Origin of the sequence: Burkholderia sp. AU45274 (genome assembly GCF_030482505.1) — a bacterium.
Classification (GTDB): domain Bacteria; phylum Pseudomonadota; class Gammaproteobacteria; order Burkholderiales; family Burkholderiaceae; genus Burkholderia.
This window is the reverse complement of the sequence record NZ_JAUJQE010000007.1, coordinates 241,654-257,480: the sequence shown is the minus strand read 5'-3', so window position 1 is coordinate 257,480 and position 15,827 is coordinate 241,654. Positions and strand designations below refer to the sequence as shown.

Genomic DNA, 15,827 nt, shown 5'->3' with positions numbered 1-15,827 from the left:
TGTCGAGCCCGCGTGTGGCGACGAACGCCATCCGTTTGAGCTTAACAACAAACATTTAGTGTGCAATGCAGCGTCTTTTTACGGATCGTTACCGAACAAGAACGGATCGATTCCCGTTCGGGATGACAGGGAAGCCCCGAATACCCGGTATTCATGACAGGTGGCACCGGTTCAAGGTAATCGAAAGGAAATCGGGCGGGGGCGCTGCCCTCGATGCTGCGCCGCAGCGCCGGCGGGCGCACCAATAGTCGGTATCCGTCGCGCGTCATTTCACGGCGCGCGGCCGATGGTACAAAGGCTGGCGGGCCAGCGACGGTGCGGCCGCGCGTGAAGCCGGCCGGTATGGGCCGGACCATGTCGCGGGTGCCGGGCCGTCGTCGCCGATGCGCAGACCGGCGGCCGCCCGTTCGATGCGCGCCATACTTCCGTGCGGCGCCGCGATCGCTGCGCCCGCGCGAGCCTCGCGCGTCGACGGCATGCCGGATGCGGCGTCGACGCGCGCAATCGACGATCGACAATCAGTCCGGCGCGCGGCCGCGAATGGCCGCGTCGGCCGGAATCCTGTCCCATTCGACAACAGAGGTTGACCACGATGAAACTGCTTCGCTATGGCCCGTCCGGCCAGGAAAAGCCCGGGATGCTCGACGCGGACGGCCGGATTCGCGACCTGTCCGCGCAGGTGCCGGACCTGTCCGGCGATGTACTGTCCGACGCGGGTCTCGCGCGGCTGCGCGCGATCGATCCGGCCACGCTGCCGCTGGTGTCGGGCGAGCCGCGCATCGGCGCGTGCGTCGGGCAGGTCGGCAAGTTCATCGGCATCGGCCTGAACTACGCCGATCACGCGGCCGAAGCCGGCATGCCGGTGCCGAAGGAGCCGGTCGTGTTCGGCAAGTGGACGAGCTCGATCTGCGGCCCGAACGACGGCATCGATATCCCGAAGGGCTCGGTCAAGACCGACTGGGAAGTCGAGCTGGGCGTCGTGATCGGCGCGACCTGCAAGGACGTCGACGAAGCGCGCGCGCTCGATTACGTCGCGGGCTACTGCGTCGTCAACGACGTGTCCGAGCGCGAATGGCAGATCGAGCGCGGCGGCCAGTGGGACAAGGGCAAGGGTTTCGACACGTTCGGCCCGATCGGTCCGTGGCTCGTCACGCGCGACGAGGTGCCCGATCCGCAGCGTCTCGACCTGTGGCTCGAAATCGACGGCCACCGTTATCAGAACGGCAACACGCGCACGATGGTGTTCACCGTCGCGCAGCTGATTGCCTATCTGTCGAGCTGCATGACGCTGCAGCCGGGTGACGTGATCACGACCGGCACGCCGCCGGGCGTCGGCATGGGCATCAAGCCGTCGCCGGTGTTCCTGAAGGCCGGCCAGACGGTGCGCCTCGGTGTCGAAGGACTCGGCGAGCAACTGCAGCACACGCGCGACGCGCGATAGCCGCGCACCCGGCGATTCCGTCGAACGACCGCTACCGGCAGTTCAATAGCAAGGGCCCGATTCCGCATTGCGCGAAATCGGGCCCTTGTCTTCGGTGACGCGAGCGCGATTACACGATGTTGTCGAGTTCGCAATGCGCTTCCAGCCGATACCCGTCGGGATCGACGACGAACGCTGCGTAGTAGCCGGGGCCGTAGTGTTCGCGCTTGCCGGGCCCGCCGTTGTCCTGGCCGCCGTGCTCGAGTGCGGCACGGTAGAACGCGTCGACTTCGACGGGCGAAGCGGCCTTGAACGACAGGTGCATCCCCGAGTCGGGATCAGGGGCGACGGGGCGGGGTGCATATTGCAACCACAGCTGCGGCTCGGTTGCGCCGTACGCGATGGATTCGTCGTCGGTATGCAGCCGTTTGTAGCCGAGCGCGCCGAGCGTGCTGTCGTAGAAGGCTCGGCTGCGGCCGACGTGTGCAACGCCGAACGAAAGGTGATCGATCATGTGTGGCTCCTTGGACTGAAGCGGAACGGCAGTGCGGCAAGCCTGCTTATAACCACCATGCCAGCCGCTTGTAGCGGAGTGTGCCGAGTGTGCTGTCGTAGAACGCGCGGCTGCGGTTGTTGTGGATAACGCCGGACAAAAGACGATCGATCATCTGTGGCTCCTTGGACTGAGGCGGGTGTCAGTGCAGCAAACCTTTTATAACTACCATGCCGGTTATGTTAGGAAGCGCTCGCGGGCTTGTCAACCGGCATGGTGGTTAGATACGATCCGGGCATGAGCGATACGCAACCTTCCGTCACGATGGACTGCCTGATTCCGGCGCCGCCCGAAACCCTGAGCATCGATTTCGCGAACACGCTGTACTGGCGCGGCAGCGATCCGCCGACGGAAACCTTCGGCACGATGGACGACCTGCTGGCGTGGTGTCGCGACCAGGCTGGCGCGCCGGCCGGCCTGGCGGAAGCGTGTCGTGCGCACGGCGAAGAAGAAGGGGAGCCGGCGATGCTCGCGCACGCGCTCGCGTTGCGCGAGGCGCTGTATCGGCTCTTTCTTGCGCAGGCCGAACAGCGCGAGCCGCAGGCGGACGATCTCGCGCTGCTCGGCGGCTTCCTGGCGGAAGCGGCGCCGCGTGTTGCGCTGGCACGGATCGATGGCGGTTACACGTGGCGGATCGGGGAGGCGCGTGCGACGCTGGCCTGGCTGCTGAGCCCGGTATTGTGGTCGGCGATCGACCTGCTCGGCGGCGCGCGGCTCGCGAAGGTCAAGCGTTGCGCGAACGACGCCTGCCAGTGGCTGTTCATCGACGACAGCAAGAACGGCAGCCGCCGCTGGTGTTCGATGTCGTCGTGCGGCAATCGCGCGAAGGCGTACCGCCACTATCACAAGGCCGACTGACGGTCGGCCCGTTCACTGCGCGGCAACCGCCCTGGTTATTTCACCGACAGCTTCCGCCACAGTGTCGTCTTGCTGATGCCGAGCATCGCGCACGCGCGGTCGCGGTCGCCGCCGCATGCGTCGAGCACCGCGCGGATCTCGTCGGCCTCCGCGCGACGGCGGCGCGCGTGCAGTGTCTGCGCGTCGTCGCTGTCGGCCGTGTCGGCTGGTGCCGCGAACAGCTCGGGTGCGATCGCCTGCAGCGCGTCGGGATCGAGCGCGCCGCACGCGGCGGCCGGATCGCTTTCATCGACTTCCTCGGCCAGTTCCACCGCGATCCGCTCGATCACGTTCTGCAGTTCGCGCACGTTGCCGGGCCACCGGTAGCGTACGAGCGCAGCCTGCGTTACGCCGAGCACGCGTGTGGCATCGGCGGCGTCGCGCAGACGTTCGGCGAGGCGCGGTTCGCGTCGTGCAGCCTGCACGAGCAGCGTGGCCGCGAGTGCGGGGATGTCGGCGGCGCGCTCGCGCAGCGGCGGCAGGCCGACATTCAGGATGTTGAGCCGGTAATAGAGATCCGCGCGGAACGTGCCGGCCTCGACGGCCGCGAGCAGCGGCCGGTGCGTCGCGGCGATCACGCGCACGTCGATGCGGATCGGCTCGGTCGAGCCGAGGCGGATCACCTCGCGCTCCTGCAGCACGCGCAGCAGCCGGCTCTGCAGCGACGGCGGCATCTCGCCGATCTCGTCGAGAAACAGCGTGCCGCGGTGCGCGGCTTCGAACAGGCCGGTCTTGCCGCCGCGCCGCGCACCGGTGAACGCGCCTTCCTCATAGCCGAACAGCTCGCTTTCGAGCAGCGCTTCCGGAAACGCGCCGCAGTTGACCGCGACGAACGGGTAGCTGCGCCGCGCGGACAGCCCGTGCAGGCTTTGCGCGATCATCTCCTTGCCGGTGCCGCTTTCGCCGAGCACGAGCACGGTCGCGTCGGATTTCGCGTAGCGGCGCACGAGATCGCGCACGCGCGCCATCGGCGCCGATGCGCCGACCACGTCGTCGAGCGCATAGCGCGCGGCGAACTGCTGCATGGTGGGCTGCGAGCGCAGCGCGCGGTCGAGCCGTTCGACCGCGCGCGATTCCTGGAACGTCAGCACGCTGCCCGACGTGACGCCGCGATCGACGAGCGGCCCGCGATGCACGACGTAGCGCACGCCGCGCACGGTCGCGAGCGCGTCACCGTCCTCGCCGCGCAGCGTGCGCAGCTCGGGCCGCAGGTCGACGAGCGCGCGGCCGACGGCCGCCGCGGGTTCGACCCCGAGCGCCGACGCGAGCCGCTCGTTGATCGCTTCGACGCGGCCGTGTGCGTCGAGCGCGACCACGCCGTCGCGCAGGTGCTGGAGCAGGTTGTCGAGCCGCTGGCGGCGGAACGCCTCGGCGTGCGTCGCATACGCGACTTCGAGTGCCGTATCGACGGCCTTGCGTACCGATGCGTGCGAATACAGGAACACCGCGCCCATGCCGGCGCTGGCCGCGAGATCGGTGACGAGGCCGGGGCCGACGATCGTCTCGATGCCGCGGTCGTGCAGGTCGTGCACGCAGGCTTCCGCTTCCTGCGCGGACTGATATGACGCAAACTGCACGTCGAGGCCGTACGCGGCGACGAAGCGGCGCACTTCGGGCGGCGTTTCCCCGGCGCTGACGAGCGCGATCCGCGACGCGTCGCGCCGGGCGCGTGCCAGCGCCTGCATCACGTCGAAACCGGTCGGCGACACGACCACCACCGGCACCTGCGCACGCGTCTTCAGGAACCCGCCGTTCGAGCCGGCCGCGACGATCACGTCGGGCCGCGCGGTGCCGGCCTCGGCGATCGCGCTGAGCGCGTCCTCATAGGCGCGCGTCACGATGCGCACGTCGGCGCGTTCGTCGAATTCGCCGGCGATCTCGCGAAACAGATCGCGCAGGCGGCTGATGCCCATCGCCCAGATGCGCGGGCGCGTCGCGCGATCGGCCGGGCCGACGGGCTTGGTCGAGGAGAGGTCCATGGCGGTCGATTATGCGCGCGCGATTTCATTTTTGAAACATGAAATTGCTGAATTGAAATCGCCGGGCACTTCGACGCCCGTGCCGGTTGCTTAAGAATCAGTGGGTTAGCGACGTGGCGCGAGCTGGCCCGGTCCTTGCTGTTGATGGTCGTTCCTTCAGGAGGCCGTTCATGAGCAATACGCATCTTCAGAGCGCCGGCGCGAAATTCCGCGCGGCAGTCGCGGCGGAGCAGCCGCTGCAGGTGGTCGGCGCGATCACCGCCTACGCAGCCAAGATGGCGCAGGCCGTCGGCTTCAAGGCCGTGTACCTGTCGGGTGGCGGCGTCGCCGCGAACTCGCTCGGGATCCCCGACCTCGGCATCAGCACGATGGAAGACGTGCTGATCGACGCGAACCGGATCACCAACGCGACCGACCTGCCGCTGCTGGTCGACATCGATACCGGCTGGGGCGGCGCGTTCAACATCGCGCGCACCGTGCGCTCGTTCATCAAGGCCGGCGTCGCGGCCGTGCACCTGGAAGACCAGGTCGGCCAGAAGCGCTGCGGCCACCGTCCGGGCAAGGAAGTCGTGCCGATCGAGGAAATGGTCGATCGCGTCAAGGCGGCGGTCGATGCGCGCACCGACGACCAGTTCGTGATCATGGCGCGCACCGACGCCGCCGCCGCCGAAGGGATCGACTCGGCGATCGAGCGCGCGGTGGCCTATGTCGAAGCCGGCGCGGACATGATTTTCCCGGAAGCGATGAAGACGCTCGACGACTACCGCCGCTTCAAGGCCGCCGTGAAGGTGCCGATCCTCGCGAACCTGACCGAATTCGGCTCGACGCCGCTGTTCACGGTCGACGAGCTGCGCGAGGCGAACGTCGATATCGCGCTGTACTGCTGCGGCGCGTATCGCGCGATGAACAAGGCCGCGCTGAACTTCTACGAGACGGTGCGCCGCGACGGTACGCAGAAGGAAGCCGTGCAGACGATGCAGACGCGTGCCGAGCTGTACGACTTCCTCGGTTATCACGAATACGAGCGCAAGCTCGACGAGCTGTTCGCGCAGGGCAAGAAGTAACGCGCCCGCGCGCCGGGACGCGATTCCGGAGAGCGTTGCATGGGGCTGGATCAGGTGCTGAAGCGCCGAATCCGGCCGACAGCTTTGCATCGGTCGGGCCTTGTGCCGTGGCGCCGGTTCAACCGACAGCCTTGCATGGGGCCGCACTAAGCGCTAAAGCGCCAAGTCCGGCCGACAGCCAATATCCCGATACACATTGGAGAGCAGAAACATGAGCGAGACGAAAGACGCAGCAGCACCGGCCGCCGCAGGCGCATTCAAGCCGAAGAAGTCGGTGGCGCTGTCGGGCGTGACGGCCGGCAACACGGCGCTGTGCACGGTCGGCAAGACCGGCAACGACCTGCACTATCGCGGCTACGACATTCTCGACGTCGCCGAGTCGTGCGAATTCGAGGAAATCGCCCACCTGCTCGTGCACGGCACGCTGCCGAACCTGACCGAACTGGCTGCGTACAAGACCAAGCTGCGCGCGCTGCGCGGCCTGCCGAGCGCGCTGAAGGCCGCGCTCGAACAGATCCCGGCGTCCGCGCACCCGATGGACGTGATGCGCACGGGCGTGTCGGTGCTCGGCACCGTGCTGCCGGAGAAGGACGACCACAACCTGCCGGGCGCGCGCGACATCGCCGACCGCCTGATGGCATCGCTCGGCTCGATGCTGCTGTACTGGTATCACTTCTCGCACAACGGCAAGCGCATCGAGACGGAAACCGACGACGACTCGATCGGCGGCCACTTCCTGCACCTGCTGCACGGCAAGACGCCGTCGAAGTCGTGGGTCGAGGCGATGCACACGTCGCTGATCCTGTACGCGGAGCACGAATTCAACGCGTCGACGTTCACCGGCCGCGTGATCGCGGGCACGGGCTCGGACATCTATTCGGCGATCACCGGCGCGATCGGCGCGCTGCGCGGGCCGAAGCATGGCGGCGCGAACGAAGTCGCGTACGAGATCCAGAGCCGCTACAGCTCGCCGGACGATGCGGAAGCCGACATCCGTCGCCGCGTCGAGAACAAGGAAGTCGTGATCGGCTTCGGCCACCCGGTCTACACGATCTCCGATCCGCGCAACAAGGTGATCAAGGGCGTCGCGCACAAGCTGTCGAAGGAAGCGGGCGACCTGAAGCTGTACAACATCGCCGAGCGCCTCGAATCGGTGATGTGGGAAGCGAAGAAGATGTTCCCGAACCTCGACTGGTTCAGCGCGGTGTCGTATCACATGATGGGCGTGCCGACCGCGATGTTCACGCCGCTGTTCGTGATCTCGCGCACGTCCGGCTGGAGCGCGCACATCATCGAGCAGCGCATCGACAACAAGATCATCCGCCCGAGCGCGAACTACACCGGTCCGGAAGACCTGCAGTTCGTGCCGATCGAAAAGCGCTGACATGCCCACCGTGCACGCCGGCCGCCCGCGTGACGGGGGCGGGCGTGCGCCGGACGCCATACCCGAGTTCCCCACACCATGAATACCGCCAACCGCAAACCCCTGCCCGGCACGTCGCTGGACTATTTCGACGCGCGTGCCGCGGTCGAAGCGATCGCGCCCGGCGCCTACGACACGCTGCCGTACACGTCGCGCGTGCTCGCCGAAAACCTCGTGCGCCGCTGCGATCCGGCGATCCTTGCCGATTCGCTGAAGCAGATCATCGAGCGCAAGCGCGAACGTGATTTCCCGTGGTTCCCGGCGCGCGTCGTGTGCCACGACATCCTCGGGCAGACCGCGCTCGTCGATCTCGCCGGCCTGCGCGACGCGATCGCCGACGGCGGCGGCGACCCGGCCAAGGTGAACCCGGTCGTGCCCGTGCAGCTGATCGTCGACCACTCGCTCGCCGTCGAATGCGGCGGCTTCGATCCGGATGCGTTCGCGAAGAACCGCGCGATCGAGGATCGCCGCAACGAGGATCGCTTCCACTTCATCGAGTGGACCAAGAAGGCGTTCGAGAACGTCGACGTGATCCCGCCGGGCAACGGCATCATGCACCAGATCAACCTCGAGAAGATGTCGCCGGTGATCCAGGCGCAAGCCGGCGTCGCGTATCCGGACACCTGCGTCGGCACCGACAGCCACACGCCGCACGTCGACGCGCTCGGCGTGATCGCGATCGGCGTCGGCGGCCTCGAAGCGGAGAACGTGATGCTCGGCCGCGCATCGTGGATGCGCCTGCCGGACATCGTCGGCGTCGAGCTGACCGGCAAGCGCCAGCCCGGCATCACCGCGACCGACGTCGTGCTCGCGCTGACCGAGTTCCTGCGCAAGGAAAAGGTGGTCGGCGCGTACCTGGAGTTCCGCGGTGAAGGCGCGGCGAGCCTCACGCTCGGCGATCGCGCGACGATCTCGAACATGGCGCCCGAATACGGCGCGACGGCCGCGATGTTCTTCATCGACGGCCAGACGACCGACTACCTGCGCCTCACCGGCCGCAGCGACGAGCAGGTGAAGCTCGTCGAGACCTACGCGAAGGCGGCCGGCCTGTGGGCCGATACGCTGAACGATGCGCAATACGAGCGCACGCTGACGTTCGACCTGTCGAGCGTCGTGCGCAACATGGCCGGCCCGTCGAACCCGCACAAGCGGCTGCCGACGTCCGATCTCGCCGCGCGCGGGATCGCCGGCCAGTGGGAAGAGAAGGCGGGCGAGATGCCCGACGGCGCGGTGATCATCGCCGCGATCACGAGCTGCACGAACACCAGCAACCCGCGCAACGTGATCGCGGCGGCCTTGCTCGCACGCAACGCGAATGCGCGCGGCCTCACGCGCAAGCCGTGGGTGAAGAGCTCGCTCGCGCCCGGCTCGAAGGCGGTCGAGCTGTACCTGGAAGAAGCGAACCTGCTGCCCGAACTCGAGAAGCTCGGCTTCGGCATCGTCGCGTTCGCGTGCACGACCTGCAACGGGATGTCGGGCGCGCTCGACCCGAAGATCCAGCAGGAGATCGTCGATCGCGACCTGTACGCGACGGCCGTGCTGTCCGGCAACCGCAACTTCGACGGCCGCATCCATCCGTATGCGAAGCAGGCGTTCCTCGCATCGCCGCCGCTGGTCGTCGCGTATGCGATCGCCGGCACGATCCGCTTCGACATCGAGAAGGACGTGCTCGGCCACGACCAGGACGGCCAGCCCGTCACGCTGAAGGACATCTGGCCGACCGACGAGGAGATCGATGCGATCGTCGCGTCGAGCGTGAAGCCCGAGCAGTTCCGCAAGGTTTACGAACCGATGTTCGCGCGTAGCGCCGATGCGGGCGAGCGCGCGGCACCGCTGTACGAGTGGCGCGCGCAGAGCACGTACATCCGCCGTCCGCCGTACTGGGAAGGCGCGCTGGCCGGCGAGCGCACGCTGCAGGGGATGCGCCCGCTCGCGGTGCTCGGCGACAACATCACGACCGACCACCTGTCGCCGTCGAACGCGATCCTGCTGGACAGCGCGGCCGGCGAATACCTCGCGAAGATGGGCCTGCCGGAAGAAGACTTCAACTCGTACGCGACGCACCGGGGCGACCACCTGACCGCGCAGCGCGCGACCTTCGCGAACCCGACGCTGATCAACGAGATGGCGATCGTCGACGGCGCGGTGAAGAAGGGCTCGCTCGCGCGCGTCGAGCCGGACGGCAAGGTCATGCGGATGTGGGAGGCGATCGAGACGTACATGAATCGCAAGCAGCCGCTGATCGTGATCGCCGGCGCCGACTACGGCCAGGGCTCGTCGCGCGACTGGGCGGCGAAGGGCGTGCGGCTCGCGGGCGTCGAGGCGATCGCCGCCGAAGGCTTCGAGCGGATCCACCGCACGAACCTGATCGGCATGGGCGTGCTGCCGCTCGAGTTCAAGCCGGGCACGAACCGGACGACGCTCGGCATCGACGGCACCGAGACCTTCGACGTGATCGGCGAGCGCACGCCGCGCGCCGACCTGACGCTCGTGATTCATCGCAGGAACGGCGAGCGCGTCGAGGTGCCGATGACGTGCCGGCTCGATACGGCCGAGGAAGTGTCGATCTACGAAGCGGGCGGCGTGCTGCAGCGCTTCGCGCAGGACTTCCTCGAATCGTCGCAGGCGGCTTGATCGGGTCACACAGGGATAACGCACATATGGCTCACACTCTTCAAATCAGGATTCCCGCGACCTACATGCGCGGCGGCACCAGCAAGGGCGTGTTCTTCCGGCTGCAGGACCTGCCGGACGCCGCGCAGGCGCCGGGCGCCGCGCGCGACGCGCTGCTGCTGCGCGTGATCGGCAGCCCCGATCCGTACGGCAAGCAGATCGACGGGATGGGCGGCGCGACGTCGTCCACCAGCAAGACGGTGATCGTGTCGAAGAGCACGCGGCCCGGCCACGACGTCGACTACCTGTTCGGCCAGGTGTCGATCGACAAGGCATTCGTCGACTGGACCGGCAACTGCGGCAACCTGTCGGCGGCGGTCGGCCCGTTCGCGATCAGCGGCGGGCTCGTCGATCCGTCGCGCGTGCCGCGCGACGGCGTCGCGACCGTGCGGATCTGGCAGGCGAACATCGGCAAGACGATCGTCGCGCATGTGCCGGTGACGAACGGCGCGGTGCAGGAGACGGGCGATTTCGAGCTGGACGGCGTCACGTTCCCGGCGGCCGAAGTGCAGCTCGAATTCATGGACCCGGCCGCCGAGGAAGAAGGCGCGGGCGGGTCGATGTTCCCGACCGGCAACCTCGTCGACGATCTCGCGGTGCCGGGTGTCGGCACGCTGAAGGCGACGATGATCAACGCGGGCATTCCGACGATCTTCGTCGAAGCGGAAGCGATCGGCTATACGGGCACCGAGCTGCAGGACGCGATCAACGGCGATGCGAAGGCGCTCGAGAAGTTCGAGACGATTCGTGCGCACGGCGCGCTGCGCATGGGCCTGATCGACACGCTCGATGAAATCGCGACGCGGCAGCACACGCCGAAGATCGCGTTCGTCGCGAAGCCGGCCGATTACGTCGCCTCGAGCGGCAAGCGCGTGAACGCGGGCGACGTCGACCTGCTGGTGCGCGCGATGTCGATGGGCAAGCTGCACCACGCGATGATGGGCACGGCGGCGGTCGCGATCGGCACGGCCGCGGCGATCCCCGGCACGCTCGTCAACCTGGCGGCGGGCGGCGGCGAACGCAACGCGGTGCGCTTCGGGCATCCGTCGGGCACGCTGCGCGTCGGCGCGGAAGCGCAGCGCGAGAACGGCGAGTGGACCGTCACCAAGGCGATCATGAGCCGCAGTGCGCGCGTGTTGATGGAGGGCTGGGTGAGGGTGCCGGGCGACGCGTTCTGAGCGTGGCCGGTTGAGCGGTACGGATGCGGGCGGCTTCGGCCGCCCGCGTCGTTTTCATCATCCGTGCAGGAACCGGCGCAGTGCATCGTGGCTGAGGCGGCGCGCCGTTTCGGACACGCGCGCGCCGGGCACGATGTCGAAACCGTGCACGCCGCCGGGGAGCACGTGCAGTTCGGTCGGCACGCCCGCGCGAAGCAGGCGCTGCGCGTAGTCGAGATTTTCGTCGAGGAACAGGTCGAGCGAGCCGACCGACAGGAACGCGGGCGGCAGGCCGTCGAGCCGCGTGGCGCGTGCGGCGGCGGCGTACGGCGACACGCCGTCGACGCCCGGCGCGTGACCGAGCAACGCGCTCCAGCCGAACCGGTTGTTGGCCGCATGCCAGACGAACTCGCCGGCATGCGGATGCGACGCACGCGTGCAGGTGCGATCGTCGAGCATCGGATAGATCAGGTGCTGGAACGCGAGCCGGTATTCGCCGCGGTCGCGTGCCAGCAGCGCCAGCGCGGCGGCGAGCCCGCCGCCCGCGCTTTCGCCTGCCACGCCGATCCGCGCCGCGTCGATGCCGAGTGCATCGGCGTGGCGGAAGACCCACGCGAGCGCGGCGTAGCAGTCCTCGATCGCGCCGGGAAACACGGTTTCCGGCGCGAGGCGGTAGTCGATCGAGATCAGCGCGCAGCCGAGCTGCGTCACGAGCGACCGGTGCACCGCCTCGAGATCCTTCGCCGCGCCGCGCACGTAGCCGCCGCCGTGCATGTGGACGATCGCCGGGAGCGGGCGTGCGCCGGCCTCGGGCAGATAGACGAGGACCGGGACGTCCGGCGCGCCGGCGGGGCCGGGCACCGCGCGGTGTTCGAGCGTGCTGCCGGCGAGGTCGGGCGGTGGCAGCGGCAGCACGCGTTCGCGCGACTGTGCGAGGTTGTCGGCGCTGAGCGTGACGGTCGGCCAGGCCGCGAGCAGCGGGCGGATTTCAGGATCGACGAGATGCAGGGTATCCAACGCATGGCTCCATCGTGACGGTGGGTCGCGCGATCACAGCACGCTGCGCGCGACGACCCAACGGTGTACCTCGGTCGGGCCCTCGAAGATGCGCATCAACCGCGCTTCGCTGGCCATCTGCTGTAACGGCATTTCCTTCGTCATGCCCATCGCGCCGAGCGTCTGCATCGCGTGATCGATGACGCTCGATGCCATTTCGGTCGCGAACACCTTGACCATCGAGATCTGCGTGCGCGCGTCCTGCCCGGCATCCACGCGCGCGGCCGCTTCGTAGGTCATGAGGCGGCACGCGTGGATCTGCGTGAGTGCGTCGGCGACCCACCACTGGACAGCCTGGCGTTCCGCGAGCGGCACGCCGAAGGTCGTGCGCTGCTTCGCATGGTCGCACAGCATCGCCACCGCGCGCTCGGCGCGGCCGATGCACCAGGCGGCCATCTCCAGCCGCCGGTTCGCGAGCCGGGCCTGCATCGGCGCGAAACCGGCGCCTTCCCGGCCCAGCAGTTGCGCGGCGGGAAGGCGGCAGTTCTCCAGCACGATTTCATACGTGGACAGCCCGCCGATCATCGGGATCCGGCGTTCGATGACGAAGCCCGGCGTATCGCGGTCGACGATGAACGCCGACATGCCGCCGCGCTTGCCCTTGCTTCGATCGGTGAGCGCCATCACGATCGTCCAGTCGGCTTCGGTCGCATGGCTGATCCAGATCTTGCGGCCGTTCAGCACCCAGCTGTCGCCGTCGCGCACGGCCGTCGTGGACAACGCGCCCGGATCCGAGCCGGCGCCCGGCTCGGAGATCGCCATCGCGGCACGCGTGACGCCGCGTGCGTACGGATCGAGATAGCGCGCGCGCTGCGCGTCGTCGGCCACTTCGCACAGCATCCGCAGGTTCGGCGAGTCCGGCGGCAGGATGTACGGGGTCACGGTCGCGCCGATCGCTTCGTTCACGCCGACCATCGCGACGGCCGGCAGGTCGGCGCCGCCTGCCTCGAGCGGCGCGTCGAGCCCCCACAGGCCGAGCTGTCGCGAGCGCTCGTCGAGGTGCGCGCGCTCGTCGTCGAGCAGCCCGAAGCGCTGGCCGTCGGCCTCGCGCGCCATCACGGCCGCTTCGAGTGGAATCAGTTCGTCTTTCACGAAGCGTGCGACGAGGTCCCGGATCATCCGGTGGTCGAGTTCGAGGTCGAAATTCATGAGGGTCGATGAGAGTGAGGGAGGAACGGCCGACGCGGTCAGCTCGCGTCCGGACGAGACGATGCGCGGGTGCGCAGCGTGAACAGCAACGCGATGGCGCCGGCTGCGAGCAGCGCGGCGTTGAAATAGAGTCCGCCGCGCATCGACCCGGTGGCCGTGTTGAGCACGCCCATCAGGAACGGACTCGCGAATCCGCCGATCGCGCCGGACATCGTGATCGCCGCGATCGCGACCGCCATCGAGCGCTTCGGCAGCGCGAGCCCCGGCAGCACCCAGAACGCCGGTAACGCCGCGGCGTGCGTCGCGACCGCGACGCAGAGGGCGATCATCATGTGTGTCGTGCCGGTCACGCGCGCCAGCCCGGCGAGCGCCGCTGCGCACGCGATCATCGCGATCGCGCCATGCCCGCGCCATTCGCGCCGGCGTTCGGTGCGCCAGCCCATCCCGAGCATGCCGACGATGCCGCACAGGTAGGGCAGCGCGGACAGCAGCCCGATCTGCATCGCGCCATGCAGGCCGCCGCGATGCAGGATCACGGGCATCCAGAACACCAGCGCATAGCCGGCGGCCGCGATCGCGAAATTGGCCGCGCACAGCAGCCAGAAATCGCGCTGCGCGAGCAGCGGGCGGGCCATGTTCGCCTCCGGCGTGCCGGCTTCGGCCTGCGTATGCGCGGCGCGCAGCGCGGCCTTGTCGGCGTCCGACAGCCAGCGTGCGTCGTCCGGCCGGTCGTCGAGAAACCGCAGCGCGACGAAACCGAGCACGCTGCTCGGCAGCCCTTCCACGAGGAACAGCCATTGCCAGCCGCTCAGGCCCGCGGCGCCGTCGAAGTACGACAGGATCGCGCCCGACACGGGGCCGGCGATCATCCCCGCGAGGTACAGCGCGGTCATGAAGAGCGCGAACGCCTTCGCGCGCTGCTGCGGCGGATACCATGCGCCGAGATAGAACAGGATGCCGGGGAAGAAGCCGGCCTCGAACACACCCAGCAGGAAGCGGCACGCGTAGAACTGCGCGGGCGTCGTGACGAACATCGTCGCGGCCGAGCCGAGCCCCCACAGCACCATGATCCGGGCGATCGTCCTGCGCGCGCCGATCCGCGCAAGCAGCGCGTTGCTCGGAATCTCGAACGCCATGTAGCCGATGAAGAAGATGCCCGCGCCGAGCCCGTAGACGGCGTCGGAGAAGTGCAGCTCGGCCGCCATCTGCGCGTGCGCGAAGCCGATGTTGATTCGGTCGATGAACGACAGCGTGTAGCAGAGGATCAGGAACGGCAGCAGCCGGCGCGAGATCCGGCGGTAGAGCGCCGGCGTCGCACCATCGTCGGCGGCGGCCGGGTGGGTCGAAAGGGTCGGGGTCATGAGCACTCCGTCAGAAGCGGTGAACGAGGCCGAGCGCGAACACCTGCTCGGTGCCGCCCGGTTGCGGCTGCAGGCCGACGACGACCGTGTTGCGGGCGTTGCCGGCGTTCTTCATGAAGAGATAGCGTGCGTAGAGCGACGTCCGCTTCGACAGCGGGTGGTCGTACCCGATGCCGAGCGCGGTCGCGTCGTTCGCCGAGCCTTTCACGTCGCGGCGCACGACCGAGACGAGCACGCGATCGAGCGCGCCGACGTCGATCGACGCACCGGCGCTCGCGGTCGAGAACGCAGGCAGGTTGCGCGCCGTGCTGACGCCATAGAGAAACGCGGCGTACAGCTTGACGTGCGCGAATGCGTAGTTGGCCGCGAACACGTAGTGGCGGGTCGTCGACGGGGAGACGACGGGCGCCAGGTTGCCGGCCGACGTGTCGCCCTGGAAGCCGGCGCCGACGTAGAGCCCGCCGATCCGGTACTGGAGTCCCGCGCCGTAGTTGCGGCCGGCCTGCGTGGACAGCGCGTTCGGCGTCGGGAAGCCGTACGTGGCCATCACGCGCAGGCCGTTCCAGTCGGGGCTCAGGTACGACACCGCCTGGTTGAAGCGCGGAATCGGCGGCGTCGTGTTGGCGGTGATCGTGTCCGTCGACGTCGCGAGCAGCGCGAGCGGCGACAGCCGTTCGTTGAGCCCGAACGGATCGCCGTCATAGACGACGTAGAACGATGGCGTGTATTGCCGGCCGAGCCGGAGGTCGCCGTAGCGCGTGTTCTGCAGCGCGACATAGGCCTGCCGGTAGAACAGCGTGCCGCCCTGGAACGACCCGTCGGCCGGCGAGAAGCCGCTTTCCAGCACGAACTTCGTCGACGTGCCGCCGCCGAGATCCTCGACGCCCGTCAGCCCGAACCGGCTCGTCGACGAGCCGCCGCCGCTTTGCCGCACGCTCGACAGGCTGCCGACGCGATCGAATTCGACGTAGCTGTCGACGATCCCGTACAGCGTGACCGACGACGCGTGCGCCGATGTGGCGCATAGCACGCACACGCCGACCAGGAATGCTTTCCGTTGCATGAAGGTGTCTCCGTTCCATGTTTTTTGCGCGC

Annotated in this window: 12 protein-coding genes; 6 read left to right on the top strand and 6 right to left on the bottom strand. The window is 68.3% G+C overall.

Annotated features, from left to right (window positions below; translation table 11 throughout):
• Positions 1-592: 592 nt before the first annotated feature.
• Positions 593-1,441: an ureidoglycolate lyase gene (locus QZM35_RS25195; protein WP_089433477.1), complete on the top strand. Its 849-nt coding sequence runs from the start codon at positions 593-595 to the stop codon at positions 1,439-1,441.
• A 109-nt stretch (positions 1,442-1,550) separates the two neighbouring features.
• Here QZM35_RS25195 and QZM35_RS25190 read toward each other — a convergent pair whose 3' ends face one another.
• A complete protein-coding gene (locus QZM35_RS25190; RefSeq protein ID WP_301777010.1) occupies positions 1,551-1,934 on the bottom strand; it encodes a VOC family protein in 384 nt (127 codons plus the stop codon).
• 252 nt (positions 1,935-2,186) lie between these two features.
• On the opposite strand from QZM35_RS25190, the gene QZM35_RS25185 reads away from it, so the two are divergent.
• Positions 2,187-2,831 (top strand): ABATE domain-containing protein, encoded by a 645-nt coding sequence (locus tag QZM35_RS25185; RefSeq protein ID WP_301777069.1) that lies wholly within the window; start codon positions 2,187-2,189, stop codon positions 2,829-2,831.
• 35 nt (positions 2,832-2,866) lie between these two features.
• On the opposite strand, the gene prpR is transcribed toward QZM35_RS25185, so the two are convergent.
• Positions 2,867-4,849 (bottom strand): propionate catabolism operon regulatory protein PrpR, encoded by a 1,983-nt coding sequence (prpR, locus tag QZM35_RS25180; protein ID WP_301777009.1) that lies wholly within the window; start codon positions 4,847-4,849, stop codon positions 2,867-2,869.
• 170 nt (positions 4,850-5,019) lie between these two features.
• On the opposite strand from prpR, the gene prpB reads away from it, so the two are divergent.
• The 4 genes from prpB to prpF all read left to right on the top strand — a co-directional run bounded on the left by prpB (position 5,020) and on the right by prpF (position 11,187).
• Complete coding sequence (gene prpB / locus QZM35_RS25175) at positions 5,020-5,913, top strand: methylisocitrate lyase (RefSeq protein ID WP_039349639.1); 894 nt, start codon at positions 5,020-5,022, stop codon at positions 5,911-5,913.
• Between the two features lie 211 nt (positions 5,914-6,124).
• Positions 6,125-7,297: a 2-methylcitrate synthase gene (prpC, locus tag QZM35_RS25170; protein WP_043181158.1), complete on the top strand. Its 1,173-nt coding sequence runs from the start codon at positions 6,125-6,127 to the stop codon at positions 7,295-7,297.
• A gap of 78 nt (positions 7,298-7,375) precedes the next feature.
• Positions 7,376-9,970 carry a Fe/S-dependent 2-methylisocitrate dehydratase AcnD gene (gene acnD, locus QZM35_RS25165; protein WP_301777008.1) on the top strand — a complete coding sequence of 865 codons (2,595 nt, stop codon included), beginning with the start codon at positions 7,376-7,378 and terminating at the stop codon, positions 9,968-9,970.
• A 26-nt stretch (positions 9,971-9,996) separates the two neighbouring features.
• Positions 9,997-11,187, top strand: a complete 1,191-nt coding sequence (gene prpF, locus QZM35_RS25160; RefSeq protein ID WP_089428839.1) for a 2-methylaconitate cis-trans isomerase PrpF — start codon at positions 9,997-9,999, stop codon at positions 11,185-11,187.
• A 57-nt stretch (positions 11,188-11,244) separates the two neighbouring features.
• Here prpF and QZM35_RS25155 read toward each other — a convergent pair whose 3' ends face one another.
• From QZM35_RS25155 to QZM35_RS25140, 4 genes are read right to left on the bottom strand one after another with little or no spacing between them, the layout of a single operon-like run.
• A complete protein-coding gene (locus QZM35_RS25155) occupies positions 11,245-12,183 on the bottom strand; it encodes an alpha/beta hydrolase (protein ID WP_089428840.1) in 939 nt (312 codons plus the stop codon).
• A gap of 33 nt (positions 12,184-12,216) precedes the next feature.
• Positions 12,217-13,371, bottom strand: a complete 1,155-nt coding sequence (locus tag QZM35_RS25150; protein WP_089428841.1) for an acyl-CoA dehydrogenase family protein — start codon at positions 13,369-13,371, stop codon at positions 12,217-12,219.
• 38 nt (positions 13,372-13,409) lie between these two features.
• Positions 13,410-14,732 carry an MFS transporter gene (locus QZM35_RS25145; RefSeq protein ID WP_089428842.1) on the bottom strand — a complete coding sequence of 441 codons (1,323 nt, stop codon included), beginning with the start codon at positions 14,730-14,732 and terminating at the stop codon, positions 13,410-13,412.
• Between the two features lie 10 nt (positions 14,733-14,742).
• Complete coding sequence (locus QZM35_RS25140) at positions 14,743-15,795, bottom strand: porin (RefSeq protein WP_089428843.1); 1,053 nt, start codon at positions 15,793-15,795, stop codon at positions 14,743-14,745.
• Positions 15,796-15,827: the final 32 nt, after the last annotated feature.

Excerpts from the sequence above, each read along its gene's own strand:
- QZM35_RS25195 (WP_089433477.1), top strand. The coding sequence starts at position 593 with ATGAAACTGCTTCGCTATGGCCCGTCCGGCCAGGAAAAGCCCGGGATG.
- QZM35_RS25190 (WP_301777010.1), bottom strand. The coding sequence starts at position 1,934 with ATGATCGATCACCTTTCGTTCGGCGTTGCACACGTCGGCCGCAGCCGA.
- QZM35_RS25185 (WP_301777069.1), top strand. The coding sequence starts at position 2,187 with ATGGTGGTTAGATACGATCCGGGCATGAGCGATACGCAACCTTCCGTC.
- prpR (WP_301777009.1), bottom strand. The coding sequence starts at position 4,849 with ATGGACCTCTCCTCGACCAAGCCCGTCGGCCCGGCCGATCGCGCGACG.
- prpB (WP_039349639.1), top strand. The coding sequence starts at position 5,020 with ATGAGCAATACGCATCTTCAGAGCGCCGGCGCGAAATTCCGCGCGGCA.
- prpC (WP_043181158.1), top strand. The coding sequence starts at position 6,125 with ATGAGCGAGACGAAAGACGCAGCAGCACCGGCCGCCGCAGGCGCATTC.
- acnD (WP_301777008.1), top strand. The coding sequence starts at position 7,376 with ATGAATACCGCCAACCGCAAACCCCTGCCCGGCACGTCGCTGGACTAT.
- prpF (WP_089428839.1), top strand. The coding sequence starts at position 9,997 with ATGGCTCACACTCTTCAAATCAGGATTCCCGCGACCTACATGCGCGGC.
- QZM35_RS25150 (WP_089428841.1), bottom strand. The coding sequence starts at position 13,371 with ATGAATTTCGACCTCGAACTCGACCACCGGATGATCCGGGACCTCGTC.
- QZM35_RS25145 (WP_089428842.1), bottom strand. The coding sequence starts at position 14,732 with ATGACCCCGACCCTTTCGACCCACCCGGCCGCCGCCGACGATGGTGCG.
- QZM35_RS25140 (WP_089428843.1), bottom strand. The coding sequence starts at position 15,795 with ATGCAACGGAAAGCATTCCTGGTCGGCGTGTGCGTGCTATGCGCCACA.